Genomic DNA, 26,107 nt, shown 5'->3' on the forward strand with positions numbered 1-26,107 from the left:
TTTTTAATTGCGGGTACTCTAGCGTACAGTTGTACGCTAAACAACTCTGAACAGTTAAATTTTTATCTCAACAATACGTCAGAAAGATTAAAATCAATTCTCTTTATGAATTACGCGATTTTTAATTGAAAAAACTTTATAATTAGTTTGTTTGTTAGTAATTTAATGGAAATTTATGATCCTTTTTGTAGATGCCTTGACGGTAATAGACTTTTCTTACTTGTGTGCTAAACGCGGAGCTGTTGGAGAAAGTTGGATTGTTGATATGACACTTCATGGTCAACTGAACGAAGAATCCATGGTTTTAGACTTTGCAAAAGTAAAAAAACAAATCAAAGCGATTATTGATAATACAATAGATCATAAATTGGCCATTCCTTCAGCGCTAAATTGTCAGCTTAACAGCGATGATGGCCGAACGTCTTTTGACTACGAATTCAATGGACATCATTTAGCAATGAGTGCACCAGATGAAGCAGTTTGTATCGTCGAAGGTGATAAAATTGACGAAGAGTCTGTCATTGCCTTTTTGAAGCAGCAAATTCTACCTAAGATGCCTGAGAATGTGAAAGACATCGACATTACGTTGCGTGCAGAAGAGACGAGCAGCTTTTATTATCATTACAGCCATGGCTTAAAAAAGCATGACGGTAATTGCCAACGTATCATCCATGGTCACCGCTCATTAATTGGTATCTTTTTCGATGGCGTGAGTATGCCGAGAATGCAAAAAGAGTGGTCTCAGAAGTGGGAAGATATTTATCTTGGTACACAAGAAGACTTAATTGAGCATGCTCAGTTAAAGTACATCTCAGCAAAAGATGGTGACTATTCATTTGCTTATGAGTCCTCTCAAGGCTACTTTGAAATGTGTATTAGCCAAGCCCGTTGCGATATTTTGCCTTGTGATACGACGGTTGAGTGCATCGCAGAATATCTAGCGAATGAAATTAAAAAAGAAAACCCAGACAAAGAAGTTAAAGTAAGAGCTTACGAAGGGGTAGGTAAAGGAGCAATTGCGTATGCATAAACTGCTGCTAGCGCTGAGTGCATGTTTTGCATTGAGTGCGCAAGCAATTGAGTTGAAAGGACACTTAACTCAAGGTGGTATGATAACAGGCCAACTTGAGGGAATAAAATCTGTTTCTTTTAATGGTAAAAAGCTAGACATCACTCCTGATGGTCAGTTTGTGTTTGGGTTTGGTCGTGATGCAAAGTCTGAACACACGCTCACTTGGATAGATAAAAACGACAAAAGACATACCAAAAGCTTTTTAATTACGAGTCGAGACTACGACATTGACCGTATCACTGGCGTTGCTAAAAAGTATGTATCGCCGCCCAAAGAAGTACTCCAACGCATTCGTGATGATTCGGCGAAAGTTGGCGCTGCGAGAGCGAAAAGCAGCAAATTAGAGTTTTTTGATATGCCGGTTTATCGGCCTGCAAAAGGTCGAATTTCTGGGGTTTATGGTAGCCAAAGATACTTCAACGGTGAGCCTAGACGGCCGCACTTCGGTTTAGATATTGCAAATAAAACCGGAACACCTATTTGGGCACCGTTATCAGGTAAAGTCGTCCTAGCTGAGAGTGACTTGTATTACAGTGGTGGTACGCTTATTTTAGACCACGGATATGGAATAACCTCGACATACATCCATATGAGTAAGTTGCATGTCAAAGTCGGGGATATGGTTTCAACCGGTGATGTAATCGGTGATATTGGGGCAACTGGTAGAGTAACAGGGCCGCATTTAGATTGGCGTTTCAATTGGTTTGGTGAAAGGCTTGACCCTGAATTACTTATGATTGATAAACTAGCAAACAAAAGCAGTAAATAATGACAGAACAACATAAAGACGCAACCATCGCGAAGCGTATTGAAGAATCAACAACTTCAGTAACTAAAACAGTTTTCCCTGGCAGAACGAATCACCACAATACTTTATTCGGTGGTGATGCGTTAGCTTGGATGGATGAAGTTGCATTCATTGCGGCAACGCGTTTTTGTCGCAAGCCACTGGTAACAATTTCGTCTGATCGTGTGGATTTTAAAGAAGCGATCCCAGCTGGTACTTTTGCTGAGTTGGTTGCCAAGGTTGTGCATGTTGGTAATACAAGCTTAAAAGTAGAAGTACAAATCTTCTTAGAGACAATGCATAAAGATGATAAGCACTTGGCTATTTCGGGTAACTTTACATTTGTTGCCGTTGATGACAACCACAGACCAACGCCGGTTGTCTGTGATAAGATGCTTAATGGCTTCTAAATAAAATTTATGAGTAGGGGGTTTCCCCTACTATTTTTACTTTCCTCCGCTGAAAGCTTAACCACTCTCTCCAATTTAATCATTTCTGTTGTAGACAGTAATCGAAACAAATATACGCTTTTTTTTCATTTTGGTTTTAACACCTAGCCAAGGGGATGTCTCGAGACAGTCACATAGGATAAGGTATTGTTAAATATGATTATTACAGGTAGAAATACCTTATATGAGTTTTATTAATGGGTAGTGCTTTAGAAGTGTCTTGTGGATATTTGCCTTAACATATTAAATGTCATACATTTTGTACGGTTCTTTTAGTTTGGTTATTTATTAATTGAATTTAAAAAACCTTGTTAATTGAACATTGTAAGTAAGTTCAAATGATATCCAGCACACGTCACAAAAACTTAATGTGTGGATTTTTCATATTAATTCTGATATTTGCAATAGCATCTCATATTTTCATTTTCAATGAATGCACTTATCTGCTCATCGTGATCTACACTTGTTGTTGGCTTTAATATAACAGTAAGGAGCTTGTCATGATTACGATACATAGAGAATATTGCTTGTCAGGGGAAAAAGGTTTACACGCCCATATTGAGGTCTTTCCGACAGGTCAGCTTGACGTTGATATTGTTGAGCTGCATGAGCACCATTCAACCCAATTCGATAATATAAAGTACGAACATACCGGTGCGGACATTGTTATTACTGGTATTGAGGGCTCAACAAGCTGGCAAGTAGTTTTAAAGGAGCGGGATGCCAGAGAATTATCTCACCTTATTTCTGATGCCAATGAAGAGTACGAGATACTAATGCGAGATCTAGGCTAGTCCTCTAAGCTTGATTACTATAATTTATCAACGACTAGATACTATGATAGGTCTTGTAAAATTGGAAGGATTGGATCTAGTCGTGTTATTTGATTTTACCAAAAGCGCAGCAACTTAGTATCACCGTCATGATGTGTCAATAAGCGAGAATGTGGTTCGTCAATTAGTTCGTATTACTAACTACTTAGATAAGCAGTGTGTTATTAAAATCAGGATGATGAGTCAACATACTTAAGTGAAAAATATTCAATAACCAAGAACATTTTTATCTTATCTAGTCCTAACAACTCTTGGAATGTTCCAAAATGTGCAGTAATTTTCTTACGTTCAGTATATAATTTCTTTTTTTGAAATAAATGTCCACGTAGTTTCCATATGCAGGCAAAGGCGTAAGTAGGTGTTTTGGGTTGTAGTGTATGCCTAGTTCTGTATTCTTTTTAATTTTAATCATTGGTACTTTACACCACTGGATTGGCTATAAGCTGATACTGAGTGAAAAGGCGTTGAGACGCCTAGAGCCAAAGCGTTTGTTTGGACGGGTTTGTACGAAAACTGTGCTGACTAATATGTGGCACTTTTCGACGGCGTGTTGGTTTGGTTTTGCGGCGATTATATTTATGTTCACAGCATTTGAAAATCCGTCAAAAGAAATAACATTGTTTGTGACTTTGAGCGTATTTTCTTTCAGCGGTTGGCTATGCTCTTGTTCTAAGGACCATAAGTTGATCTATTGGGGAGTATTTTTAGTGATAGCTTCTATCAGCTTTATCGTGGCCAAGCATTAATTAGATCTCAACTTCCTGAGCTAGATAGAAGCTGAGATCTAAATTCGATTTTTCAGTGATTCAGTATGTAAGGCTCATACCTCACTTTAGTTAATTAGTAGAAATAACGGATCCCATTCCACAATGGAGTCTTACCCCCATCTAAACCGATAAATCTTACTTTACCTTCGATAGCCGATGCTGGGATTGTATATTCGATGGTTTTACTTGCTTCGCCATACGCGCCGATATTTACAACATCCACTTTGACATCGTTTAAGTAAATTTCAACGAGCTCGGTATTGGTCACTTCGATCTCTAATGTTCTGCCTGACGTGTTTAAATCAGTTTCTCTCGATTGTAAAAAACGAACTGTAGAGGTGTTAGGCGCTTCACTTAGTAAGTCTCTTGCAATGGTTTCGAAGTTACCTAAGCTGCTGTCTTTAATGCTCTCTAGTGTTTGCGGGACATGCTGGTCTGCAACACAACCGAAATCTTCGATAATGGCATTTTTATTGTGACCATGACGAACCATTTGTCTCCATGAAACTGTCATTTCTTGATCATATGGTAAAGCTTCAAAATAAGGAGCACCAATATATCGATTAAACACAGAGTGCCTTAGTACGTTTGCACCGCCAGCACCGGTTCGTTTGTGCTCGCCATATACTTTTGCAACACCATTATCTTGTATTGAACATGTGAATACATCGCCTGAAGAGTAAGTTCTTGCGTCTGACCATATGCCTACAGGTTTGTAATATGACTGTCCGAACTCATTGTTTTGAGCAATCGTAATGTAGCTGGTTGTATCGGTGTAACGTGCATTCGTTCCATTCACATCTGCAAGCACTTTTTGCCATTGTGGGCCGAATGAACTAAAAACAGTTTTGTGCAAAATATCGTAGTTAAGCTGGGTATTGAGAAACTTCAATTGTGTCGGTACGGCAGGCTTAGCAGAGAATAATTGGACTAGTCGGTCTGCATACGTGATAAGACCACCAGGGTTATTTCTTACATCGAATACTAATGCATCGGTTTGGGCTAATTCATCGGTCAAAAGTTCACTGAGTTGTTTTAGCGCATCGTCTATTTCATTGACAACTCTAAAACGAGCTAATTTGATATAGCCCACTTGTTGCCCATCTACTTCACGGATTGCCCAAGATAATTGTGGATCTGCAGTTGGATTCGTTACGAAAGGAGAGCCTGAGTCAGTATCCAATTCTGATTTAATGAGTTGATGTTGGGCGGCTTCTATATTAGTGCTTTCTTCAAGTAAGTGTGCAACATTTGCATTTGCATTGCCTGTGCTGTTCGTAGCTGCTGCTGGTAATCTGGTCACCCACGGAATAGTGGTGGTATATGTCTCACCAGTTACATGAGATAAGAACTCGATAGTTACATCGTTACGTTCTGGCACAAGAGAAACTGCATGGCCTTTACGGGTGATCGTGGTCAGCGCTCTGATGAAGCCAGCGTCTTCGTTAGAGCCATAACCTACATATAAGTTATCTTCTACAACCTTGTGAATTGGTTCTCCATTATAAGAAATAACTTTGTCGCCAACTTCAGGTAACCTGCTGTCTGTGACATAAGGAAGCAGGCTTTCGAATAAATTAGAGACACGTACTTCAGAGTGACCGAAGACATCTAGTGTTTTGTCAAATTCAAAAGGCAAGTATGAGGCATAGCTTCGCACTGGTTGTGGATGAAGGTAGACTAGATGTAAATCACGTTGTGCTTTAAATATTTTTGTAAGGCGAGCATGTAATTGGTCTGTATCTAAAGTATCAAGCTCGTCAATGACTTTATAAATCTCAGAGACTGCATTTAAGTGTCCTGTTGGAGAAATACCATAGTAAATATCTTTGGCATACTGATGTACATAAAGGTCTTCCAAGAAGATCCTTGCTTGCTCAACAACAAGTTGTTTCTCTTGTTGTGTATATTCAGGAGATTTGATTTGATCTCTTACTTCAGATAGAAGTGCATAGTTGTTTGCAAATACTGAAGAACTCAGAACGAGGGCGAGTGTACTAGCCAAAATTGACCTTTTCATTAAAATATCCTTAATTTATTTTTAGTCACATATGCCAAACGTAGTTTTATCAAATAAATAACACTTGGTTGTTTTTTTAAATGTTTTTTATTAGGTAGTGAAGGTTTTAAGTGCTTTTAAACTGGCTTTATGAAAATCACAACTTGAATATGTTAATGATGAGAAGTTTGCTGCTGAGTATATGGAGCTATGATGCATTTCGCACTAGACGTGATTAATTTGTCTATAGAGTTATTGTTTAAAGCCGAGGCTGTGACAGTAATAAAGAGATATAAGTGATATTGGCCAGCACGAAATTTGTTCGTGCTGGCTCAAAAGTTATACGATTTTAAATGTACCTTTCATAATAGCGAAGTGACCCGGGAAAGAACAAAAAAAGTTATAGTCTTTATTCTTGCTCATCCCCTTAGTTGAAAAAGTAATTGATGTTGATTCACCACCACCAATTACTGGTGTGTATGCAAACACTCTAGCGTCATCAGGTTTTACATAGCTATTTTTAACGCCAGCTCTCATGCCGTCAGAAGCAACCGCTTTTACGTTTTTCTTCTCTGTTAATACCCAGTTATGGCCCATCACAGTTGCAGGCAATTTACCGGTATGTACCAGCGTTAATTTAACTTCTTCACATTTTTCTGGCACGGACAATGATTTAGCAGAAAATTGCATCATATCGTTCGATTCGATTGTTAGTTCGCAGTCGTTGGCTGAAGCTTGGAAAGCTGAAATACAGAGCGCGGCAACGGCTAGTTTTTTAATGATTTTCATTGATGTTACTCCTTAATGGAAATTATTCTCATTATCTTAGAAAGTGTATGATGAGTAAATCCTAATTGTATAAATTACTTATATTTAGTTTGATCTTGGTTATTTATAGAGTGAAGATTTCTTTTAATTAATTGTTTTAACCGAGTGCTAATCGCCTACTGTGCAGGCGTGTTTGACCTAAGCGCTTTAATCAAGGGTGTAACACAATGATGCGTGTTGTTTAAAAAAATACCTCCACCATTGTTATTTTTTTTTAACTTTTCTGTTTGTATTAAATGCTCACGACTTTTTTTAAGCTTCATTTAGTTTTTAAAGTTCAATAATTGGTCAATTGCATATTTGTATTTATTGCTTTTTCATTTTTAATGAAATAAATATGAATTTTTGTAAATAAAAGGTTGAAAGTTTGATTTTCATTGTGTAGGGTGTTTGCAAACAAGGTACACATTGCTTAGGCAACAGGAATCCACCGCATTGGATGCGGATAAAAATAATAATTAGGAAACAACATGAAAAAGACATTTAAATTAACATCGGTTGCGTTTGCAGTAGCAGCGCTTTCTGCAACGGTTGCTCAAGCACAAGAAACAAAACAATACATCTTAAAGCAAAGTGATCTAAGTATCTTTGCGCCAGAGACAAGCCGTTTTGCTAGAGCAAATATTGCAGAGAGTTTTCACGCTGAACCTGCAGCAGAGGTATTATCTGCAGATACAGATGGTACAGTTGTAACAATGGAGCTAACGCCGGAGCAAGTTGCGAAACTTAAAGCGTCTGGTCAATACGCGTACATTGAAGAAGATTTTGAGTATGTACCTTTTACACAAGACTTTGTGGGTGAAGCATCGCCTTATGGTCTGGCAGAAGTACAAGCAAATCTTCTACAAGATACAAATGCCGATTTATTTAAAGTGTGTGTTATCGACTCTGGTTATGACTTAGGTCACCCTGATTTACCACAAAATGCAACCGGTTTCACTGACCTCCCTGGAGGCTTAAATTGGTATCAGGATGGTTCTGGTCACGGTACACACGTTGCAGGTACAATCGTTGCGATTGATAATGGCTTTGGTGTAGTCGGTGTGTTACCGAACGATAAGGTTGGTATTCACAATGTTCGTGTTTTCGATAATGACGGTAAGCAAGGTTTAACATCGCGTATTGCTCGTGGCGTTGATAACTGTGTTGAAAACGGCGCGAAAATTATCAACATGAGTTTAGGTGGCGGTAGTCCAAGTCAGTACTTCCAAGATCGTTTACAGGCAGCTTATGACAAAGGTGTATTAATCATTGCAGCAGCGGGTAATGATGGCAACGCGACGATGAGCTATCCGGCGAGCTACGATACAGTTATGTCAGTGGCAAATGTTGATGAAAACCGAGTTAAGAATCCATCGTCACAATATAATGCTCAAGTTGAAATCGCAGCACCAGGTACTGATGTACTTTCAACCGTACCAAGAAGCTCTGGGATCCTTGCAGGCATCACTGCTGGTACTAATTTTGTTAAAGCAGGTGGCATGACGCATTCTGTAGAAGGCACAGTGAGCGCTGAACTTGTTGATTGTGGTCAAAGCTTAACGGCGTGTGCTGCGACCCAAAGTATCTGTTTAATCGAGCGTGGTGGAGCATCGTTCAAAGTAAAAGCGGAAAATTGTGAAGCGGGTGGTGGTGTCGCAGCCATCATTTATAACAATGCGCCTGGTGAGTTTGGCGGTACGTTAGGTGATGCAAATCATGGCTTAACAATTCCAGTATTGTCTTTGTCTCAAGAAGCTGGTACAGCATTGAAATCTTCAGTGGGTAGTACAGTAGAAGTAGAACTAAATGCAGTGCTTGATTATGGTCTTATGACTGGTACTTCTATGGCGAGCCCGCACGTTGCAGGTGTTGCCGCATTGGTTTGGAGTCAGCATCCAAGTTGTACAAACGTCGATATCCGCAACGCGCTTAATGCGACTGCCATTGATTTGGGCACAGCGGGTCGTGATGACGAATATGGTTACGGTTTAGTTCAAGCGAAAGCTGCTTCGGACTATCTTACTGCAAATGGGTGTGGTGGTGCAGTTGATAACCAAGCACCTGTCGCAGATTTTACATTTAGCTGTAGTGCATTAGCATGTGATTTTAATGCAAGTTCAAGCCGTGATGCTGATGGCCAAATCGTAAGCTACGACTGGAATATCGGTGGCTTCAACACGACGGGTGCAACTGTTTCTCATGCGTTTGCAAATGCAGGTGCTTACCAAGTTTCTGTGACGGTAACTGATGATGCTGGTGCAACGCACAGTGTAACTAAGTCTGTAACAGTGACTGATGGTGCTAACAACACAGGTTGTACTGGCTTAACTGAGTGGAGTGCAACGAAGACTTATGTTGCTGGTTCTGAAGTGTCTTACCAAGGCAGCAAGTATCGTAGCAACTGGTGGAACAGAGACGCAAATCCAGCTCAAAACTCCAATGTTGGTAATGACTGGAAAGTGTGGACCGACCTAGGTGCGTGTAACTAATTCCTTAAAAACCTTGAGATTAAAGGTGCAAGGCGACAGGTAATGTCGCCTTTTTTAATGGCTGTTAAGATATGTTTAGTCATTTTTGTGACTGATATGATGGCTTCGTTTTAATTCTTCAATAATCGCATTAGCAAGGGGGGAAGCTGAGTTGTTTTTCGCTGTTATAAGCGAGACAGGAATGGTATACGCATATTTTTGCGGTAAAATGGCCTTTAATATGCCTTTATCAACCCAATAGCTGGCGTAGTGCTCGGGTAAGTAACCAATGAATGCGCCAGATAAAATTAAATGTGCAATCCCTTCATCATGATAAGCAATGGCAGTATTCATATAATTCAGACCATCATTTCTGACCTCTTTATCTCGCATATAGTTACTTGAGACAACTTCTGCACTTTTAAGCAGTTTATTGACTTGTGAAGGCTTGCAGTCAAATAGAGGGTGATCTTTGGCGCAATATAGAAAGTTTTTTTCATCATAAAGGGGAATATACTCTAGACCACGCAAATGATGCCGGCTGACGCCTAACCCTACGAGAGAGCGCCCGTTAATCACTGAGGTCTCAACCTCTTTCGCTTCACATACATTGATATCAAATTGAATATTATCGCTTTGTGTTTTCAATGACGCGATAGCATTTGCGATTCCACAGCGCGGATCGCTGGCCATGGTGTCGATTACCGCAATGGTTACACGCCCAGATAATTCGTTCTTGGAACTGGCGACCGTCGTTGCAAATGCCTCACATTGTTGTAAAAGTTCAAGAGAGGCTTGGTATGTAATACGACCGGGCTCTGTGAGTTCAAAGCCGCCTCGACCGCGTTTGCACAGTTTTACCCCAAGCCTTACTTCTAAGTCCGACAAATGTGAGCTAATGGTTGAGCGACCAATGTTTAAGCGAGACTCTGCGGCGGATAGACCACCAGATTCGACTATGGCCACAAAGATCCTCAATAGGCGTAGGTCAACGTCATGAACTTGCACAGTTTTTCTCCTAAAAGCAGCACGTGAACTGGCTAAAAAGTGGTTGGAATTTAAAGCTGGGCTTATTTTAATGGAAAGTTTGCCGAGGTAACACCATTAAGTTTGATAAAACCGGAATGAATTACGATTATCTATAATTTATAAAACATCATTACAGCGTTAAAATTGCGCCATCAAGCACATAGTTGCTTAGGAAAAGCATATATTTAGGAGAATAAGATGACGTTTAGATATGGTGTAGATCGTCTAAACCTTGATATTGTAAACGGCATAGCCGATGGCAGTATTGAAGCAGAGCTTTGTCAGGAAGCATTAGATAAAATTAACAAAAGCCGTCAACGAGTAGACAAAATGGCTGCATCTGATAAAGCAGTATATGGTATCAATACTGGTTTTGGTCCGCTGTGCGACACGCAAGTTTCCCCTGAAGAGACCAAACTTCTGCAAAAGAACCTACTAATAACGCATGCCGTTGGTGTGGGTAACCCAATTGCGAAACCTATCTCTAAGCTAATGCTTATCACTAAAGTACACGCACTTAGCCAAGGCTTTTCAGGCATTCGTCTAGAAGTGGTTGAGCGTATGCTTAAGTTTATTGAACTAGACATTATCCCAGTTGTGCCAGAGCAAGGTTCTGTAGGCGCATCAGGTGACCTTGCGCCGCTTTCTCATTTATTCTTACCTTTATTAGGTGAAGGTGAATTCTGGGTAGGTGATGAGATCCAGCCAGCAGCTAAAGTACTCGCAGATAACAATTTAGAAGCCATGGACCTTGACTCAAAAGAGGGACTTGCGCTTATCAATGGTACGCAATTTATCCTATCTCATGCCATTACTGGTTTGACTAAAATGCGTTACTTATTAGACCTTGCTGATGTAGCCGGTGCGCTGAGTATTGAAGGCATGCAGGGCAGTGAACAACCATTCCGTGAAGAGCTACATGCTATCCGTGCATTTGAAGGTAACATTGCAGTTGCAAAACGCATGCGCCGTTTATTCAAAGATTCACAGAATATGGCTGATCACGAAGAGTGTGATCGCGTTCAAGACCCATATTCACTTAGATGTATCCCGCAGGTGCACGGCGCATCGCGCAACGCATTTAACCACTTAAAAGAGCTTGCTGAGACAGAAATGAACTCAGTGACAGACAACCCAATTGTTATCAGTGAAGAAGAAGCCATCTCTGGTGGTAGCTTCCACGGCCAGCCTTTAGCAATGGTACTTGACTACGCGTCAATTGCAGCCGCTGAGCTTGGTAACATCTCTGATCGTCGTTGTTATTTGCTACTTGAAGGCTTACACGGACTACCTCGACTGCTCACCACATCAGGTGGTCTAAACTCAGGTATGATGATCCCTCAGTATACGACTGCGGCCTTGGTAACAGAAAACAAATCCCTGTGTTTTCCACCGTCTGCTGACAGTGTACCAACATCGATGGGTCAAGAAGACCACGTGTCAATGGGCAGTATTTCAGGTCGTAAGTTCAACCAAATCTTGGGGAACCTTGAAAAGATTTTTGCAATTGAGTTGATGTATGCAGCGCAAGCGGTTGATTTTAGACGTCCGAATACATGTTCAGATATTATTGAACAGAATCACGCCTTGATCCGTACAAAGGTCGCGAAACTTGAAGAAGACAGACTGCTTAAGCCAGACATCGATGCCATGGTTGAGTTTGTTAAGTCACAAGCATTTACGGTTACAGTGAACTAAGGAAATCCGACATGAATTTTCAAGAACAAATAAAGCAGGGTATCCCTAGCGTATTGCCTGAAGCAAAGCCATATCCGGCAGGGGCAAACCGTGCGCCAAAGCGTAAAGATATTTTAAGCCCAGAAGAAAAGCAGCTAGCAGTTAGAAACGCGCTGCGCTACTTTCCAAAAGAGTGGCATAAAGAACTTGCAGCTGAATTTGCGCAAGAATTAAAAGATTTTGGTCGTATTTATATGTATCGTTTTAAGCCTAACTATGAGCTTAAAGCGCGTTCGATTTCAGACTATCCAGCTAAATGCGAGCAAGCTGCGGCAATCATGTTGATGATTGACAACAACTTAGATCCGGCAGTTGCACAGCATCCAGAAGAGCTTATCACTTATGGTGGTAACGGTGCAGTATTCCAAAACTGGGCACAATACCTACTTGCAATGAAGTACTTAAGTGAAATGGAAGAAGACCAAACACTTCATATGTACTCAGGCCACCCAATGGGGTTATTCCCGTCATCAAAAGATGCGCCACGCGTTGTCGTAACGAACGGTATGATGATCCCGAACTACTCTCAGCCAGATGATTGGGAAAAGTTCAACGCACTGGGTGTAACACAGTATGGCCAGATGACAGCGGGTTCTTTTATGTACATTGGCCCTCAGGGCATTGTACACGGCACAACTATTACGGTAATGAATGCATTCCGTAAAGTACTTGAAAAGGGCGACAGTCCAAAAGGTAAGATCTTCTTAACTGCAGGTCTTGGCGGCATGAGTGGTGCACAGCCTAAAGCTGGTAATATCGCTAATTGTATTACTGTATGTGCAGAGGTAAACCCCAAAGCCGCGATTAAACGTCACGAGCAAGGTTGGGTGGATGAATTAGTCGACAATATGCCTGATTTGGTTACCCGTGTTAAAAAAGCACAAGCAGGCGAAGAGGTGGTGTCTATTGCATTCATCGGTAACATCGTTGATGTATGGGAGTCATTCCTTGCAGAAGACATATTTGTACACCTTGGATCTGACCAAACATCCCTTCATAACCCGTGGTCAGGCGGCTACTACCCTGTGGGGATCAGTTACGAAGAGTCAAACCGCTTAATTCGTGAAGAGCCAGAAGTATTCAAAGAAAAAGTACAAGCGACACTTAAGCGTCACGCAGACGCTGTCAATAAGCATACAGCCAAAGGCACTTACTTCTTTGATTACGGTAACGCGTTCTTACTTGAGTCTTCGCGCGCTGGTGGCGATGTGATGGCCGCAAACGGTATCGACTTTAAATATCCGTCTTATGTTCAGGATATTTTAGGTCCAATGTGTTTTGACTATGGCTTTGGTCCATTCCGTTGGGTATGTACATCAGGTAAACCAGAAGATTTAGACAAGACGGACGCCATTGCTGCAAAAGTGCTTGAAGAGATCATGGCTGAATCCCCAGAAGAAATTCAGCAGCAGATGCAAGACAACATTACTTGGATCAAAGACGCAAAAGAAAACAAGCTGGTTGTTGGTTCACAAGCACGCATTCTATACGCAGATGCTGAAGGCCGTATCAAGATTGCCAAAGCATTTAACGATGCCATTGAGCGTGGTGAAATCGGTCCTGTTGTGCTTGGTCGTGATCACCATGATGTATCTGGTACTGATTCGCCATTCCGTGAGACATCTAACATCTATGATGGCAGTCGTTTCACAGCTGATATGGCGATCCACAACGTTATCGGTGATGGTTTCCGTGGCGCTACTTGGGTATCAATTCACAACGGCGGCGGCGTTGGCTGGGGTGAAGTTATCAATGGTGGCTTTGGTATGTTGTTAGATGGGTCAAGCGATGCAGAGCGTCGATTAGAATCTATGCTGCTATTTGATGTAAACAATGGTATTGCTCGTCGTAGCTGGGCACGTAACGAAGAAGCTAATTTTGCAATTAAACGTGAAATGGCCAGAACACCAAAATTGAGAGTGACACTTTCAAATAATGTAGATGACGATATCTTAGATAACCTATCTTTATAATCGGATTCTTATATGGAGCTTAAGGCAATCTTAGGCTCCTTTTTTATGTTTAAAAGTATCATGCCCAAATAAAAGTCTATATTTGTATTCCCTTATTTCAATCCCTCTCTACTATTTAGGTACTGCCAAGCTCATTTTTTACCCGATTGCTACCTAGTGATTAAGTATTTATTTAAAGAATAATCTGATGCCTTTTATCTAATAGTAAATTGCTAATTTTGTAACTAAATGAGAAATAATATTCTCATTTTATGCTGTGTTGTTAAATCTGCTTAAAATAAATACATTATCAAAATGGTAAGTTCAAAAAAGCGGTATAATATCGAATTATAAATTCATGATAATGATCAAAAAAGAATATATTTTTATATAAATATTGTTTTTATGAATTAAAAAACCTGATATTGTGACTGCGTTGAATGTAACTAACCAAAGGAAATTATTATGTTACTTAAACTAAGCAAAAAGAAAGTGAAAAACCTAAGCGCGTCTAAAAAATCATTGAATGGTCAGCAAACGCCTCAAATAGGTGGTGGTAATGGTTTAGATACCTTAGGATGCCTGCCGACGGCTAAGTGCCCGGTTTCTTGGCAGTGTTATTCAGACGACTGCTAATGAAAAAACAAGCATAGCTTGTGTTTGAAAATATCCTTAACCCTTGTCGTAGGTCTTAATTGACCTACTTTCAAACCTTAAAAAATATATCCCTTCAGAACATTAAAAATAGAAAACGAGTGTATACTCATCTATAGCCTTTTCCATACTATTCCCAAATTTGGCACTAAGTTGATGGCGTATGCCATTCAATTTAGCGATATGAAAGTGTTGAAGTATAGTGTTTAAAACAGTCATAAAATAAAGGAATGATTATGTCACAAAGTCAGATAAAAAATGTGGTGTTTGACATAGGGAATGTGGTTGTGCGCTGGTCTCCACAGGAAATAATTAACCTGACATTTCCAGAATTAAACTCGTGCGAACAATTGGCCCAGTCAGTGTTTGGTTCAGAAATTTGGTTAGACATTAATAAAGGCATTACCACTGAACATGAGACACAATGTAGGTACCAACAAGAGTTTGGCTTCAGTACACAAGATACTGAGCGACTTTTTTACTACATAAAACAAACGCAAATTCTACTGTATCAATCTACAGAACTGATCCAGCGGGTCAAACAAGCTGGTTATGGTGTCTATGCGTTAACAGATAATGTCCATGAAACCGTTGAATTTTTGAAAACAACCTATGATTTTTGGGGTTTATTTGACGGCGCTATCGTATCGGCTGAGCTGGGTACATTAAAGCCGCAACCTGAGATATATCATGCATTAATGGCACGGTATGGGTTAATTGCACAAGAAACGGTATTCTTAGATGACATGCCTCACAATGTTGCTGGTGCAAAAGCAGTTGGCATGGAAGCAATTCAATTTGAAAGTGCACAACAAGGTGAGTTTGCACTTAAATCTTTGGGTTTAGAATTGTAATTTAGGTAAGCATATAACTTTGTTTTATGCGTTGTATAAGCATACGAGATGTGATTAAGGGATACATGATAATTAGAACGATTGAAGATATGGACTGGGACTGTATATTAGACATTCAGGAAAAGTCTTACCAAGAGATTGGCACAGAGGACTTATCGGTCTTACAAAGTAAAAATGATGCTTCACCTGACACGTGCTTTGTATGCGTATCAAACGATGGGGAAGTATTTGGGTATGTGTTAGCTCACCCATGGTGTGGTGTTGCTCCTCCAAAATTATTTGAGTCTTTACCTTATATCGAAAATTGTGACCACATGTACCTTCATGATATGGCCATAAGCCCTCATTCAAAAGGAAAAGGAGTGGGTCGGGCGTTAGCCTCAAAATTGATAGACGTGGCTAAAAATAAAGGCATGACTAAAATAAGCTTGGTAGCGGTGCAAGGCTCGGAAACCTTTTGGAGCAGAGTTGGATTTCAAGAAGTCAAAGGTGTTGAAGTGTGCTCAAGTTATGGTGAACAAGCCGTGTTAATGGAGATTGTGTAATGCACATGGTCCAGTACAAACTGGATAAATACGACTGATTTAATCTAATTGTTCAAAGTTGATGAAGCGTCGGTCAAGTTTTATACGCATGCTAATTAGGGGGCTTCAAGCTTATTTTAATAGCTTATGGTGCAATATTTTAGTGCACAGAAATATTGTTCTCGTGTATGGGTAAACATCCCACTCTATGAAATTAAAAAGCTTGGTTACAATGGGGGCAAGGGGAGCTGTGTAATCTACTCGGTAAAAACATCTATTAGTAATATCGAAAATTATTGAAGTATGTCGGTTTATATTGAAAATTCAATAACGAATAATTTGTTCAATAGACAAAGACTAGGTAGATTATATCCAATGTAATAATGTTTAGTCGTGTATTACCTAGGTAAATAGGCTTATAAATTTCCATGAAAGTATTAGATATCCGAGAGCCAATTGCAGTTCAATTTGTACTTGGTACAGCCATTATTTTTGTGTTTTCATTGTGGGGAGTTGGCTTTCAATTTATCAAAGGAGAGGCGTTAAAAACACTTGAGTATAACTTTGACGCTTGGCAAAGCAATGCACCATTTAGTTATACCTATCAAGTAGAAAGTGGATGCATGCTTACCTTTTCATCTCGCGTTTTGGTTGTTGATGGTGTGGCATTTTTTGAACATAGTAGTGGGCATACTTTTGAGATAACGATAGAAAAAATGTTTAAAAAAGCAGAAAAGGCGATAACTCAAGCTGCAAGTATAAAATTAGATTACCACCCGGCATATTTATTCCCAGAGGATATAAATGTTGATTGGAATAAAGATATTCACGACGATGAGTGTTTCTATCGTATTCGCAATTTTGAGGTTATCGAAGAAACACGCTAATAATTTTGGTTGGCGATCGGCCTTTTTAAATTTTAGTTAAGTACTGATCTAGGTTGTACAAAACGCTATCGACATTGGGCGATAACTAATCGCATTACAATTATCTTGATTAGCTTGAATTTCAATATTAAAACGTCTGATAAAGCCTCATATTTGAGGAAATGGCAGTGGTTCTATGAAATATTTTAGAAAATTAGTTGAGCATTATATTCCTGTCGATGATGAAGAATGGGCAAAGGCGTGTGGAATCTTTGATATAAAGTATGTTAAAAAAGGTACAACCGTTCATCATGCAGGCGAAGTGTTTAGTGAAATATGGTTTATTAAAAGTGGTCTAGCCCGGTCATATCTGAGTGATTTGAACGGCAAAGATCATACATGGCAACTTTATTTTCGTGGAAAAAGTAAGCATGGATTAAACCATTTCATGGATGATAGTGTGAGCTTTTATGAAAAAACCGGGTCCATGCTGAGTTTTGAAATTATCGAAGATTCTGTTTTTTATGTTACGTCTCTGGATGCACTTGATAAGCTTATCTCTCAAGATGAAAAGTGGGGGCTGTTAGCGAGAATTTGGATACATAATACTTATTACTCTGCAACATACAAACGAGTGCTTTCACTCATGTCAGAAAGCGCTGCTCAAAGGTATGAGCGTTTACTTGATGAGTACCCTTACATATTTAAGCAAGTAAAGTCATACCATATTGCTTCTTACCTCGGAATTGCACCCCAAACTTTAAGTAAATTAAAAAATGAATCTAGGTGAATGAATTCTGGTATTTCGTTATCTACCATGTGTTTTTTTATGGAGATTAACGATGAATGCCTTTCAAAAATCAAACACACAACGTGAACACTACCGTAGGTTATACATCAGCAACCGCTTGAATGTCCTAAGCCCTACTGAAATTTATGAGATCTCAGCAAGGGGCACATCATGTTAGAACTTACGCAGATAGGTGCACAGCTTATCTTTATAGGAATAATCTTGTTTCTTGCTGGATTAATACAGGGAGCATTGATACCCAAAGTCAAAAATTCGCGGATGGCACTTTCAGGCCATTTGACTGCTGTGCAATGCGCTATGGCTTTAGCGATCCTAGGCGTGATGTGGTCACTGGTTGAGCTACCTGCATTGGTAGCCAAATTAGCAGCTTATGGATGTGCATTTGGTTTCGTATTTATTTGGCTGGGTATAACGGTTGCATCTGTGACAGGTGCAAGCAAGGCGCTTCCAATTGCTGGCGCTGGATACTCGGCAAATGTAACGAGCGAGTTGACGGTTAAAGTTATGGTTAGATTTGGGTCATTGCTGTCACTTATTGCCTGTACTTTGTTGGTGTTTGGTTTGGTGCCTATCTTTTTGCAGTCTTTATAGCTGATCAGTTTCCAACTTTTGGGCGCGGCCCTAGTGTGTTAGTCATTTCTTAAGGTTCGTTGTAGTGAGAACCAATAGGGCCGATTCAGATTTACGACAATACTATGAATTACTTTTTGGTTGTGCATTTTGCGATTTCTTGAACTAATAGTGCTGCGGAACTTAATGCCCAGCTCGCGGTCTGAACCAATATTCTTAAACTGAGTAATGATTTTAGTTGGCCTGAAATAAAGGACGAGCCCGCTGTTCAAAAGTGTTTGCGTTGTAAAGCTCATAAGTTGTTTACTCTAAAGTGATGTGAGTTAGATAGGGAAGTTGTATGAAAATGTTCAAATTTACAGTTGTGATTTTATTGGCCACCTCCGCTTGTACTATTGTTTTTTATAATAAAGCAGCGTTGGCATGTGAAGTTGCAGCGCTCAGTGGTTTCGAAAAAATTCAATCAGATATTTTTGTCGATGACTCTTTAAATAAAGCTGAGCGAACACAGCTTTTGACCTTGATCCAACAAGCCAAAAGTAGGGTTGATGAGACTTTGTTAAAATGAGTGCCTCACCTAGATATATCGTATCTAAACACGCTAAATATAGGTCGTTAGGTTTTAATCCAACTGGCATGGCACGTAGCGCATTATCAAAGGAATGTGTTTTTATTTGCCCTAAAGGTATTAATATAGATGTAATTGCACATGAGACCGCGCATGCAGAAGTATTTCACAGAGCGAGCTTTTTGACTAAATATTTTAAATTGAAGCCATGGCTGCTTGAGGGATCAGGCACATATGTGGACTTCAGATCCCCTTTACTTCTAGAGAATATAAATATTGATAACGCTGAAGTAGCAAAAGTGATGGGGTTATCAGATTTTTCATCTTCAGATATTCGGGCTTATCAGGCGTCAAGAGTTGCATTCGAGCGCGTCAACACAAAAAAGCTTTATGAGGGTATTCATAGGTTAAATTCAGGAGAAAGCTTTGACGCTGTGTTCGGCCAGCAAAGCAAGTAGATAAAACTTAAACTAAAGTGCCTAACCGAGTTTTAAAGCGTCTAGGCAATGTATTTGTTCAGAGGGTGCACTTCATCTAATAGAAGCTGCATGACAAGATAGATAAAGCCAATATAAAGGCGTTTTGTGACCATATTAAAAAAGGAAAAAATAATGAAATTTAAGGATAAGATTATTTTAGGAGGCTGTTTAGTTATTTTGTCTCCATTGGTATGTGCTGACATCAGCTATGATGATAGAGCGACAACTTTGAATGAGCTCAACAAGCGTATTAAGCAGCAATATGTTGAAGTAAACAAGCTAGATGAAATTTCAAATGCACTTGCTAACTTAAAGTCGAGTAGTGCGTTTTCTGATAGCCAGTCACAAGAGCAGTTTGCTTCGTTACTGACTAAAGAATTGCAAAAATTTGATAAGCACTTTAGTGTGCAGTGGCGAAACCAAAATAAAAAGCACACTCATAGTGCCGTGCGTGAGTCTTGGTTTGCTAAGTTAAGTCGCAAGAACTCGGGGTTTAATCGGGTAGAAATACTTGACGGTAACGTTGGCTATGTAGATTTTTGGGGATTTGATGCATTATCAAAAGATTCAAAAAAAATAGTAGAAGGCGTAATGGGGTTTGTCTCCAGCGCAGACGCACTGATCTTAGACCTTCGAAAAAACGGTGGTGGGAGCGCAGAAATGGTGCAGCTGATCAGCAGCTATTTTTTAAAGCCGAATACTCACTTAAATAGCATGTATTGGCGCACGACCGACTCTACTCGTGAGTTCTATACCCTTAATAACATAGCTGGCCCAATTAATTTAACTACCCCAATATATATACTCACTAGCAGCGATACATTTTCAGCAGCAGAGGAGTTTGCTTATAACCTCAAGCACCTTAATCGAGCTACTCTAGTGGGAGAAATAACAAAAGGTGGGGCAAATCCTTGGCAGTTTTATGAGTTAGGGCAGGGTTTTAGGGCGGGTATACCGATAGCAAAGTCAATTAATCCGATAACAAAAACCAATTGGGAAGCAGTTGGCGTTAAGCCACATATTGAAGCGTCTAGTGATAATGCCTTTGATGTGGCTTATCAAAGCGCACTTAAAAAAATTAAGAACGCTGCTTCTAATGAGCATCAAATAAAGGAAATTAATGACAAACTTACAGAGTTGTCGCTTGACGAACAGCCCCTCGCGGATTAAAAAAGCAGCGCACAATCGTGAAGTACTTTAAAACCCCCGAGTTGCTTCACGAAGTACTTGGAGAGAAGTAATCAATATTGCAGGTTAGTTGCATCATCATTTAATTGATGTTTGAATTTATCTTGAAGTACATTCAACCGCAGAGGTTATTCGTTTACTAAGCATAGATTGGCTTACGTGTTGGCGTTATCTCAAGCTTAATACGGCGTTTATTGCACTATGAAATATCGGGTTAGATTAAAGTTAAAAACAAAAATAAAGCTCGCAGTTTTGGCCACTTTTTTAATTACATTTGTGAGTGTATTATTTTGGTCGTTGGTTCACTCTGAATTATTTCAAAAACAAGATTTAATTACATATCGTCAATTTTCATACATAAAACCGTTTAGTTATGGGTTCAGAGGTAGTCGATCGGGTGCGATTAAAGTCGTTACTATTAAGCCTCTTACGAGCGCCTATGTAGAGCTTGTCATTCAGTATAAGCCAAATGAGAAAGGAGAATATTGTATCGGTAAGCGATATAAAAATGGCCGTTTTGATGGTTATTCAATGGCACATACTAAAAAGTGCCTGTAGTAAACGAATAAGTATGGTGAAAGCTAGATGTGCGCTGTACTGACCTGTTTTTTCATTTAGATACTAAGTGTGACAGTATTGCTGCAACAACATTTAATACATATTGATACGATGCTGTAAGTTCAGAGAGGTCTAACTTAAGGTTAATCGGGTTTACCAAGTGGTGAACTAAAAATCAGTTATCCAATTCATAGCACATTTTATTTTGCCATAAGGAGTAGGCATGCAGAAAAATCTAATAGTTGTAGGGGCTAGTCGTGGCATTGGCTTGGCTGTTGCGCAATTCTATCACGCAAAAGGAGATTACGTTTTTTCTGTCTCTCGAACGCCATCTACAGTTGGTAAGTGGATCGAAGCGGACATTTCCGAGATCGATGGTATTCAAAAAGTATTGCATGAAACATCAGATCACACTATTGATGCATTACTTTATATGGGTGGGGTTTGGGAAAAACATGCATTTACTGAGCATTACGATTTTGAGACAAGCCCATATTCTGAGACTAAAAATATCATCGATATTAATCAAATTGCACCGATTGAACTTGTCAAAGGCCTGTTGCCAAACCTCAGGAAGTCCAAAAACCCAAGAGCAATATTCATAGGGGCTACGTCAGGGCTAGAGCTTTCTACTACCTCTGAGGTTGCTTACTCTGCGTCTAAGTTTGGGCTAAGAGGGGCAGTACATGCCCTTCGAATTGGCTGCAAAAATCAAGGTATCGGGTTCACAACCATCAATCCGGGGCTAGTGGGCACGGATGAAGTTTTAGAAGATATTAGCTTAAATGCGCAGTCTGACCTTATTCCTATTCCAATAGAAGATGTTGTTAGGGCTGTTGAGTTTGTTCTCCAATCGAGTAGAAACACAGCGATAGGTGACATCACATTGACTCAAAAATTTACTTGTTAATTTTTATCCAAGATAGGGTTGGTGATAAATGCAAGGTTTTAATGCCAGCTTGGCACTTCGTTGTTGAAAAACACTATCATTGTCTATGGGGTTCAATCGGTCATTAATGGCTGAGGTAAAATACATTACCTCAGCAGAAGAGGTTCTAGGTTTTTTGATAAGGGTTATTAAAAAAACAGCACCAACTAAGCCTTATCTAACGCTTGTGAGACATCGTTAATAATATCGTCAATATGTTCTATACCCACTGAAATCCGAACCAGATCTTCACTCACGCCAGCAGATGCGAGCTCTGTTTTATTTAGTTGTCTGTGTGTTGTTGATGCTGGGTGGCAGGCCAATGATTTGGCATCACCAATATTGACTAAACGCAGGATCATGTTTAACGCGTCAATAAACCTTGTACATGCTTCGATACCTCCGGTAATGCCAAAGCTTAAAATACCGGATGCTCTGCCATGTGTGATTTTATGGCAATTATCGTAGTCGGGGCTGCCTGCAAGTGCAGCATAATTTACCCACTCCACTTTAGGGTGCTGTTTTAAAAACTCAGCCAGCTTTTCTGCGTTATCACAGTGACGGTCCATTCTCAGTCCAAGCGTTTCGAGACCTTGTAATATCTGAAAAGCATTCATTGGAGATAAGGCCGCACCGGTATTTCGAAGTGGTGCTACTCGACAGCGTCCGATGTAAGCTGCTTCGCCAAAAGCTTCGGTGTAAACAACCCCGTGATATGAAGGGTCAGGTTGATTTAACACGGCAAATCGGTCTTTATTTGCCATCCAGTCAAATTTACCAGAGTCGACAATGATACCACCGATTGATGTGCCATGGCCTCCAATATACTTGGTCAATGAGTGGACGACTATATCAGCACCTAGCTCAAATGGGCGGCATAAATAGGGCGTTGCTACCGTATTATCTACAATGACAGGCACGCCATATTTATGCGCTATGTCTGCTATTCGAGTAATATCGACAATATTGCCAGCAGGATTACCAATCGACTCACAAAATATTGCCTTGGTGTTATTATCAATTGCGGCCTCAAACCCTGCAAAATCGTCATAAGAAACCATTTTGACTTCTACACCTTGTCTTGGTAATGAGTGCGCAAATAAGTTATAGGTGCCCCCGTAGAGCTGACTTGTACTGACAATATTGTCGCCCACTTCAGTAAGGCATTGAATGGCGTACGTAATTGCCGCCATACCTGATGAAACTGCAAGTGCACCGATCCCACCTTCCATTGCTGCGACCCGTTTCTCAAGCACATCATTGGTTGGGTTCATGATGCGTGTATAAATATTCCCTGGAACTGCAAGGTTAAACAGATCAGCACCATGCGCTGTATTGTCAAAAGTATATGAGGTTGTTTGATATATGGGGACGGCTGCGGATTTGGTTGTTTGTTCTGAAGTATACCCTTCGTGCAATGCAATAGATTCTAATTTCACAGAGTTCTCCTTAATACAGTGTCATTAAAGTACTAGCCTGTACGAATACACAAACGCAGAGTTGGTTAAATGAGAAGTCGCATTAGGCTTATAAATTTAATAAAAATTAGACTTCAACATAGCATACTTTCTTTCCGTTGAAAGAAACAATGTGGTGTAAGAAAAATGGAAGGTCAACTGCTGTGCAAACTGTATGTATTTTACAGTTATGTTACTTGGAGCAACTCTGGCATTTTTCGGGTTTGCATCGCATTGAGGCTATGCGATCGTCTCAGTTTGCAACTGAGTGAAGTGCTATAGTGTTGCTTTGGATTTGAAGCAGAGAGCAGTTTCGACGTGTTTATTGGGACTGCTTTATACAGGAATCACACGGTTTTTATTTGACGATTTAAAATGTTCTCTGAATTAATGACGAGTAATGTGCAAATTATTGAGTATGTCTCTTAAATACTGAGTGCCTAATAAATAATTGTTTATAGTATAGGGGTTATATAATGTGTATATTAAAATTTATATGAAATTTCGTTAAGTTTTTCTTGTTTCTACCGATAGAAATAAGAGTGGAATGGTTATAAGGATAATGACATGAAAATAGATGCTAATGCAGGAGTTCTTTTGCATGCAAATAAATCAACTGCAGATCAAATCAAAAATGTGATTTCAGAGAGTAAAAACGTAAAGCAGGTGGATTCAGCCTCACCTCCTTTACATTCTCAGCCTGCGCGCCCTGCAGAAGAAATGCGTGCTAAGTCAGATAATGGAAAGCTAGAGACCATCATGTATACAAAAAGTGGCAAGCTTGATTTACCCGCACGGTATGAGCAACATAGAGAACTGATAGAACGGGTTGCAAACTCTACGAGTAAATTATACTTGCATGATACCCCTGAGGCTGCAAATAGAATGGCCGAGCAGTACAAAAGTATTTCTTCTACCATATATGAATTGGCACCTGAACTTAAAAACAAAAGTTGGGGCTTCTCGATTGACACTTCTGGACAGTTAGTTGCAACGGGTCATTTGAATCAAAAACAAAAGCAGATAATTGAAGATAGTTTGAATAGTAACACTAAATTGGTTGAGGCAGCGCAGGACTTTAAAGCGCATTTTATCGAGGGGATTGAAATTGAACGAGGCAGCGCTGGTACTAGTCAGTACTGGGGTAAATATGATGTCAACAATGATAATTTTGCCGATATATTTAACTTTAAAGAAATGCTAGATCATAGCCTTAACAGTGCTGAGGAGGTAAAGTTCTCGGGATATGCCTTGAATAAATGGGACTGGACTATGAATGTGTCTGATCAACTCAGAGAAAAAGCCGAGCCTCTGTTTGCAAAACAAAATTAAGCGGAAGGAAGTTCCTTCCGCCTTTTTATCCCTATTGACGGGTGCTAGATAATAAGTCTTGATCGCAAATATGTCCTAACGTAACAACCGAATGGTTAGGACCGCCGATACCAATACTTTCCGTTAAGCCGCTGGGTATTTGGACTCTCCATGCACCTATGTTATAGCGGGAGCGCCACTCATTTGTATAACCTAAGCTGCGCTCTATGTGATTAGTTTCATACCTACCGCTTGTACACCTTCCTAAATCGATGACTTGTGTGATTTTACCTTGTGCATCTGAAACAGCAGTTGTGAGCTCAAAATTAGATGTGGTCATATTCCAATAGTCGCTCCATCTAAAGAATAGCGCTTGGCCGCCAGCAACAGGGTGTCCAGTGGAGTCTTGCAATGTTAGGCTCCAAGTTAGTTTCTGGTAGGTTTGTGTCGTCATGTAAGGGGAGCTTTCAGCTGAATAAGGAACACGCAATACATTCGGGTCTGGTGTGACAGAATGTTGTGAGAAAGATGCAACATTTGACCCAAAAGTGAGTTGGTAGACGTTTTCAGGGTTATTAGGAAGCGCGTAGTTTGGTCTTACGCGAACTACTTGTAATTCTCCTGCTTGGGTAGGAGTTATTAATTTCCCTTTGCTGATATCTACTTCAACCCAGGTGCCGGCTTCTAAGTACTCGAGAACAAATTCAGCAGAATTATTTGGGTCCAAAAACTTTAATAATACTTCCTGACCTCTTTTTGCTTCGAATACATAATGATCCATATCGAGAATACTATCTAGGTTACCAACAACCGTGTTGAGCTGATCGGCCAATATCGATGATTCAGCAATAGTGTCATTGACTTCATATCCGTCCACATATTGGCTTGTCATTACCCCGAAGTTAAACTCTGAACCATCGGCTTGTGCATAATCTAAAACCCAGTAATAGTCACCTGGTTGAGAAATTGCATTGATGATTTCATCTGCACCAGCGACGTTTGATGAAGTTCCTACGAGGGTGAGCGTATCATCAGAGTTATGACGTATAACTGATAAATTAACATTTGTCTGAGCGGATTGCGCGGACACAAATGCATAAATTTTACTCGTGTTAGCTAGCTTAAAATGAAAACAATCTGAATTACCAGTTTGCGCTCCAGCGAGCGGGTAAACTGTGTCGATGTTAAGGGTATTTGGACAAAGTGGTGTAATTGCTGTTGTAGATGCTTGCTCCAGAGCTTGTGTTGAAAAGCGATTAAGTCGCGGCTGAGGTGTTAACTGTTGATTTGAATGAATAACACGATCGCCCGAATCAAGCGAGTCAGTAAACCCAACAGGTAATGAAGTCGGTTCGCTTGCAATAGACAAAACTGGTAAAAGCGCTAAAGCGACACCTGTCATTGTGACTTTTTTCATAAATTCTCCTTTTATTTAT

General features: G+C 40.0%; 24 protein-coding genes. 19 read left to right on the forward strand and 5 right to left on the reverse strand.

Going from position 1 to position 26,107, the window contains the following annotated elements; translation table 11 throughout:
- The first annotated feature begins 175 nt into the window (after positions 1-175).
- From JF50_RS13760 to JF50_RS13780, 5 genes are all read left to right on the forward strand, one after another.
- Positions 176-1,030 (forward strand): 6-carboxytetrahydropterin synthase, encoded by an 855-nt coding sequence (locus JF50_RS13760; protein ID WP_039610002.1) that lies wholly within the window; start codon positions 176-178, stop codon positions 1,028-1,030.
- The gene (locus JF50_RS13765) at positions 1,023-1,841 is read left to right on the forward strand and encodes a M23 family metallopeptidase (RefSeq protein ID WP_039610003.1); all 819 of its coding nucleotides are present in this window, start codon (positions 1,023-1,025) and stop codon (positions 1,839-1,841) included. Before JF50_RS13760 ends, JF50_RS13765 begins: the two co-directional genes overlap by 8 nt.
- Positions 1,841-2,269, forward strand: a complete 429-nt coding sequence (locus tag JF50_RS13770; RefSeq protein ID WP_039610004.1) for an acyl-CoA thioesterase — start codon at positions 1,841-1,843, stop codon at positions 2,267-2,269. Before JF50_RS13765 ends, JF50_RS13770 begins: the two co-directional genes overlap by 1 nt.
- A gap of 539 nt (positions 2,270-2,808) precedes the next feature.
- Positions 2,809-3,102, forward strand: a complete 294-nt coding sequence (locus JF50_RS13775) for a hypothetical protein (protein WP_039610005.1) — start codon at positions 2,809-2,811, stop codon at positions 3,100-3,102.
- A gap of 416 nt (positions 3,103-3,518) precedes the next feature.
- Complete coding sequence (locus tag JF50_RS13780) at positions 3,519-3,887, forward strand: hypothetical protein (protein WP_039610006.1); 369 nt, start codon at positions 3,519-3,521, stop codon at positions 3,885-3,887.
- A 94-nt stretch (positions 3,888-3,981) separates the two neighbouring features.
- Here JF50_RS13780 and JF50_RS13785 read toward each other — a convergent pair whose 3' ends face one another.
- Both JF50_RS13785 and azu read right to left on the reverse strand, forming a co-directional pair.
- Complete coding sequence (locus tag JF50_RS13785; RefSeq protein ID WP_039610007.1) at positions 3,982-5,928, reverse strand: S41 family peptidase; 1,947 nt, start codon at positions 5,926-5,928, stop codon at positions 3,982-3,984.
- Positions 5,929-6,246: 318 nt separating this feature from the next.
- Complete coding sequence (gene azu / locus JF50_RS13790; protein ID WP_039610008.1) at positions 6,247-6,696, reverse strand: azurin; 450 nt, start codon at positions 6,694-6,696, stop codon at positions 6,247-6,249.
- A 509-nt stretch (positions 6,697-7,205) separates the two neighbouring features.
- Between azu and JF50_RS13795 the strand changes: the two genes are divergently transcribed.
- A complete protein-coding gene (locus JF50_RS13795; RefSeq protein WP_039610009.1) occupies positions 7,206-9,206 on the forward strand; it encodes a S8 family serine peptidase in 2,001 nt (666 codons plus the stop codon).
- A gap of 75 nt (positions 9,207-9,281) precedes the next feature.
- Here JF50_RS13795 and JF50_RS13800 read toward each other — a convergent pair whose 3' ends face one another.
- The gene (locus tag JF50_RS13800; protein ID WP_039610010.1) at positions 9,282-10,193 is read right to left on the reverse strand and encodes a LysR family transcriptional regulator; all 912 of its coding nucleotides are present in this window, start codon (positions 10,191-10,193) and stop codon (positions 9,282-9,284) included.
- Positions 10,194-10,412: 219 nt separating this feature from the next.
- Here JF50_RS13800 and hutH point away from each other — a divergent pair, with 219 nt between their 5' ends.
- From hutH to JF50_RS13860, 12 genes are all read left to right on the forward strand, one after another.
- Complete coding sequence (gene hutH, locus JF50_RS13805) at positions 10,413-11,912, forward strand: histidine ammonia-lyase (protein WP_039610011.1); 1,500 nt, start codon at positions 10,413-10,415, stop codon at positions 11,910-11,912.
- Positions 11,913-11,923: 11 nt separating this feature from the next.
- On the forward strand, positions 11,924-13,924 hold the full coding sequence (locus tag JF50_RS13810) for a urocanate hydratase (RefSeq protein ID WP_039610012.1): 2,001 nt from the start codon (positions 11,924-11,926) through the stop codon (positions 13,922-13,924).
- Between the two features lie 444 nt (positions 13,925-14,368).
- Positions 14,369-14,539 carry a hypothetical protein gene (locus tag JF50_RS27175; protein WP_160290480.1) on the forward strand — a complete coding sequence of 57 codons (171 nt, stop codon included), beginning with the start codon at positions 14,369-14,371 and terminating at the stop codon, positions 14,537-14,539.
- Positions 14,540-14,793: 254 nt separating this feature from the next.
- Positions 14,794-15,411: an HAD family hydrolase gene (locus tag JF50_RS13815; protein ID WP_039610013.1), complete on the forward strand. Its 618-nt coding sequence runs from the start codon at positions 14,794-14,796 to the stop codon at positions 15,409-15,411.
- 65 nt (positions 15,412-15,476) lie between these two features.
- Entirely contained in the window at positions 15,477-15,956 is a 480-nt protein-coding gene (locus JF50_RS13820) for a GNAT family N-acetyltransferase (protein ID WP_039610014.1), read from the forward strand.
- A 407-nt stretch (positions 15,957-16,363) separates the two neighbouring features.
- On the forward strand, positions 16,364-16,822 hold the full coding sequence (locus JF50_RS26115; RefSeq protein ID WP_052262299.1) for a DUF6174 domain-containing protein: 459 nt from the start codon (positions 16,364-16,366) through the stop codon (positions 16,820-16,822).
- A gap of 175 nt (positions 16,823-16,997) precedes the next feature.
- Positions 16,998-17,591 carry a Crp/Fnr family transcriptional regulator gene (locus JF50_RS13830; RefSeq protein ID WP_039610015.1) on the forward strand — a complete coding sequence of 198 codons (594 nt, stop codon included), beginning with the start codon at positions 16,998-17,000 and terminating at the stop codon, positions 17,589-17,591.
- Positions 17,592-17,762: 171 nt separating this feature from the next.
- On the forward strand, positions 17,763-18,203 hold the full coding sequence (locus tag JF50_RS13835) for a hypothetical protein (protein WP_052262300.1): 441 nt from the start codon (positions 17,763-17,765) through the stop codon (positions 18,201-18,203).
- Positions 18,204-18,522: 319 nt separating this feature from the next.
- Entirely contained in the window at positions 18,523-18,750 is a 228-nt protein-coding gene (locus JF50_RS13840; RefSeq protein WP_039610016.1) for a hypothetical protein, read from the forward strand.
- Entirely contained in the window at positions 18,747-19,208 is a 462-nt protein-coding gene (locus tag JF50_RS13845) for a hypothetical protein (protein WP_039610017.1), read from the forward strand. The genes JF50_RS13840 and JF50_RS13845 overlap by 4 nt, the downstream gene beginning before the upstream one ends.
- Before the next feature lie 153 nt (positions 19,209-19,361).
- Positions 19,362-20,399, forward strand: coding sequence for a S41 family peptidase (locus JF50_RS13850; RefSeq protein ID WP_039610018.1), 1,038 nt, complete (start codon positions 19,362-19,364; stop codon positions 20,397-20,399).
- A 799-nt stretch (positions 20,400-21,198) separates the two neighbouring features.
- Positions 21,199-21,885 carry an SDR family NAD(P)-dependent oxidoreductase gene (locus JF50_RS13860; RefSeq protein ID WP_039610020.1) on the forward strand — a complete coding sequence of 229 codons (687 nt, stop codon included), beginning with the start codon at positions 21,199-21,201 and terminating at the stop codon, positions 21,883-21,885.
- Between the two features lie 185 nt (positions 21,886-22,070).
- Here the strand turns inward: JF50_RS13860 and JF50_RS13865 are convergent, their stop codons facing one another.
- The gene (locus JF50_RS13865) at positions 22,071-23,342 is read right to left on the reverse strand and encodes an O-acetylhomoserine aminocarboxypropyltransferase/cysteine synthase family protein (protein ID WP_039610021.1); all 1,272 of its coding nucleotides are present in this window, start codon (positions 23,340-23,342) and stop codon (positions 22,071-22,073) included.
- Between the two features lie 585 nt (positions 23,343-23,927).
- Here JF50_RS13865 and JF50_RS13870 point away from each other — a divergent pair.
- Complete coding sequence (locus JF50_RS13870; protein WP_039610022.1) at positions 23,928-24,692, forward strand: hypothetical protein; 765 nt, start codon at positions 23,928-23,930, stop codon at positions 24,690-24,692.
- Positions 24,693-24,723: 31 nt separating this feature from the next.
- Here the strand turns inward: JF50_RS13870 and JF50_RS13875 are convergent, their stop codons facing one another.
- Positions 24,724-26,088 (reverse strand): hypothetical protein, encoded by a 1,365-nt coding sequence (locus tag JF50_RS13875; protein WP_039610023.1) that lies wholly within the window; start codon positions 26,086-26,088, stop codon positions 24,724-24,726.
- Positions 26,089-26,107 lie beyond the last annotated feature (19 nt).

This window comes from Pseudoalteromonas luteoviolacea (genome assembly GCF_000814765.1).
Lineage (GTDB): Bacteria > Pseudomonadota > Gammaproteobacteria > Enterobacterales > Alteromonadaceae > Pseudoalteromonas > Pseudoalteromonas luteoviolacea_H.

Excerpts from the sequence above, each read along its gene's own strand:
- JF50_RS13830 (WP_039610015.1), top strand. The coding sequence starts at position 16,998 with ATGAAATATTTTAGAAAATTAGTTGAGCATTATATTCCTGTCGATGAT.
- JF50_RS13775 (WP_039610005.1), top strand. The coding sequence starts at position 2,809 with ATGATTACGATACATAGAGAATATTGCTTGTCAGGGGAAAAAGGTTTA.
- JF50_RS13815 (WP_039610013.1), top strand. The coding sequence starts at position 14,794 with ATGTCACAAAGTCAGATAAAAAATGTGGTGTTTGACATAGGGAATGTG.
- JF50_RS13810 (WP_039610012.1), top strand. The coding sequence starts at position 11,924 with ATGAATTTTCAAGAACAAATAAAGCAGGGTATCCCTAGCGTATTGCCT.
- azu (WP_039610008.1), bottom strand. The coding sequence starts at position 6,696 with ATGAAAATCATTAAAAAACTAGCCGTTGCCGCGCTCTGTATTTCAGCT.
- JF50_RS26115 (WP_052262299.1), top strand. The coding sequence starts at position 16,364 with ATGAAAGTATTAGATATCCGAGAGCCAATTGCAGTTCAATTTGTACTT.
- JF50_RS13760 (WP_039610002.1), top strand. The coding sequence starts at position 176 with ATGATCCTTTTTGTAGATGCCTTGACGGTAATAGACTTTTCTTACTTG.
- JF50_RS13850 (WP_039610018.1), top strand. The coding sequence starts at position 19,362 with ATGAAATTTAAGGATAAGATTATTTTAGGAGGCTGTTTAGTTATTTTG.
- JF50_RS27175 (WP_160290480.1), top strand. The coding sequence starts at position 14,369 with ATGTTACTTAAACTAAGCAAAAAGAAAGTGAAAAACCTAAGCGCGTCT.
- JF50_RS13780 (WP_039610006.1), top strand. The coding sequence starts at position 3,519 with ATGCCTAGTTCTGTATTCTTTTTAATTTTAATCATTGGTACTTTACAC.
- JF50_RS13845 (WP_039610017.1), top strand. The coding sequence starts at position 18,747 with ATGAGTGCCTCACCTAGATATATCGTATCTAAACACGCTAAATATAGG.
- JF50_RS13770 (WP_039610004.1), top strand. The coding sequence starts at position 1,841 with ATGACAGAACAACATAAAGACGCAACCATCGCGAAGCGTATTGAAGAA.
- JF50_RS13765 (WP_039610003.1), top strand. The coding sequence starts at position 1,023 with ATGCATAAACTGCTGCTAGCGCTGAGTGCATGTTTTGCATTGAGTGCG.
- JF50_RS13835 (WP_052262300.1), top strand. The coding sequence starts at position 17,763 with ATGTTAGAACTTACGCAGATAGGTGCACAGCTTATCTTTATAGGAATA.
- JF50_RS13820 (WP_039610014.1), top strand. The coding sequence starts at position 15,477 with ATGATAATTAGAACGATTGAAGATATGGACTGGGACTGTATATTAGAC.
- JF50_RS13860 (WP_039610020.1), top strand. The coding sequence starts at position 21,199 with ATGCAGAAAAATCTAATAGTTGTAGGGGCTAGTCGTGGCATTGGCTTG.
- JF50_RS13875 (WP_039610023.1), bottom strand. The coding sequence starts at position 26,088 with ATGAAAAAAGTCACAATGACAGGTGTCGCTTTAGCGCTTTTACCAGTT.
- JF50_RS13795 (WP_039610009.1), top strand. The coding sequence starts at position 7,206 with ATGAAAAAGACATTTAAATTAACATCGGTTGCGTTTGCAGTAGCAGCG.
- JF50_RS13840 (WP_039610016.1), top strand. The coding sequence starts at position 18,523 with ATGAAAATGTTCAAATTTACAGTTGTGATTTTATTGGCCACCTCCGCT.
- hutH (WP_039610011.1), top strand. The coding sequence starts at position 10,413 with ATGACGTTTAGATATGGTGTAGATCGTCTAAACCTTGATATTGTAAAC.
- JF50_RS13785 (WP_039610007.1), bottom strand. The coding sequence starts at position 5,928 with ATGAAAAGGTCAATTTTGGCTAGTACACTCGCCCTCGTTCTGAGTTCT.
- JF50_RS13870 (WP_039610022.1), top strand. The coding sequence starts at position 23,928 with ATGAAAATAGATGCTAATGCAGGAGTTCTTTTGCATGCAAATAAATCA.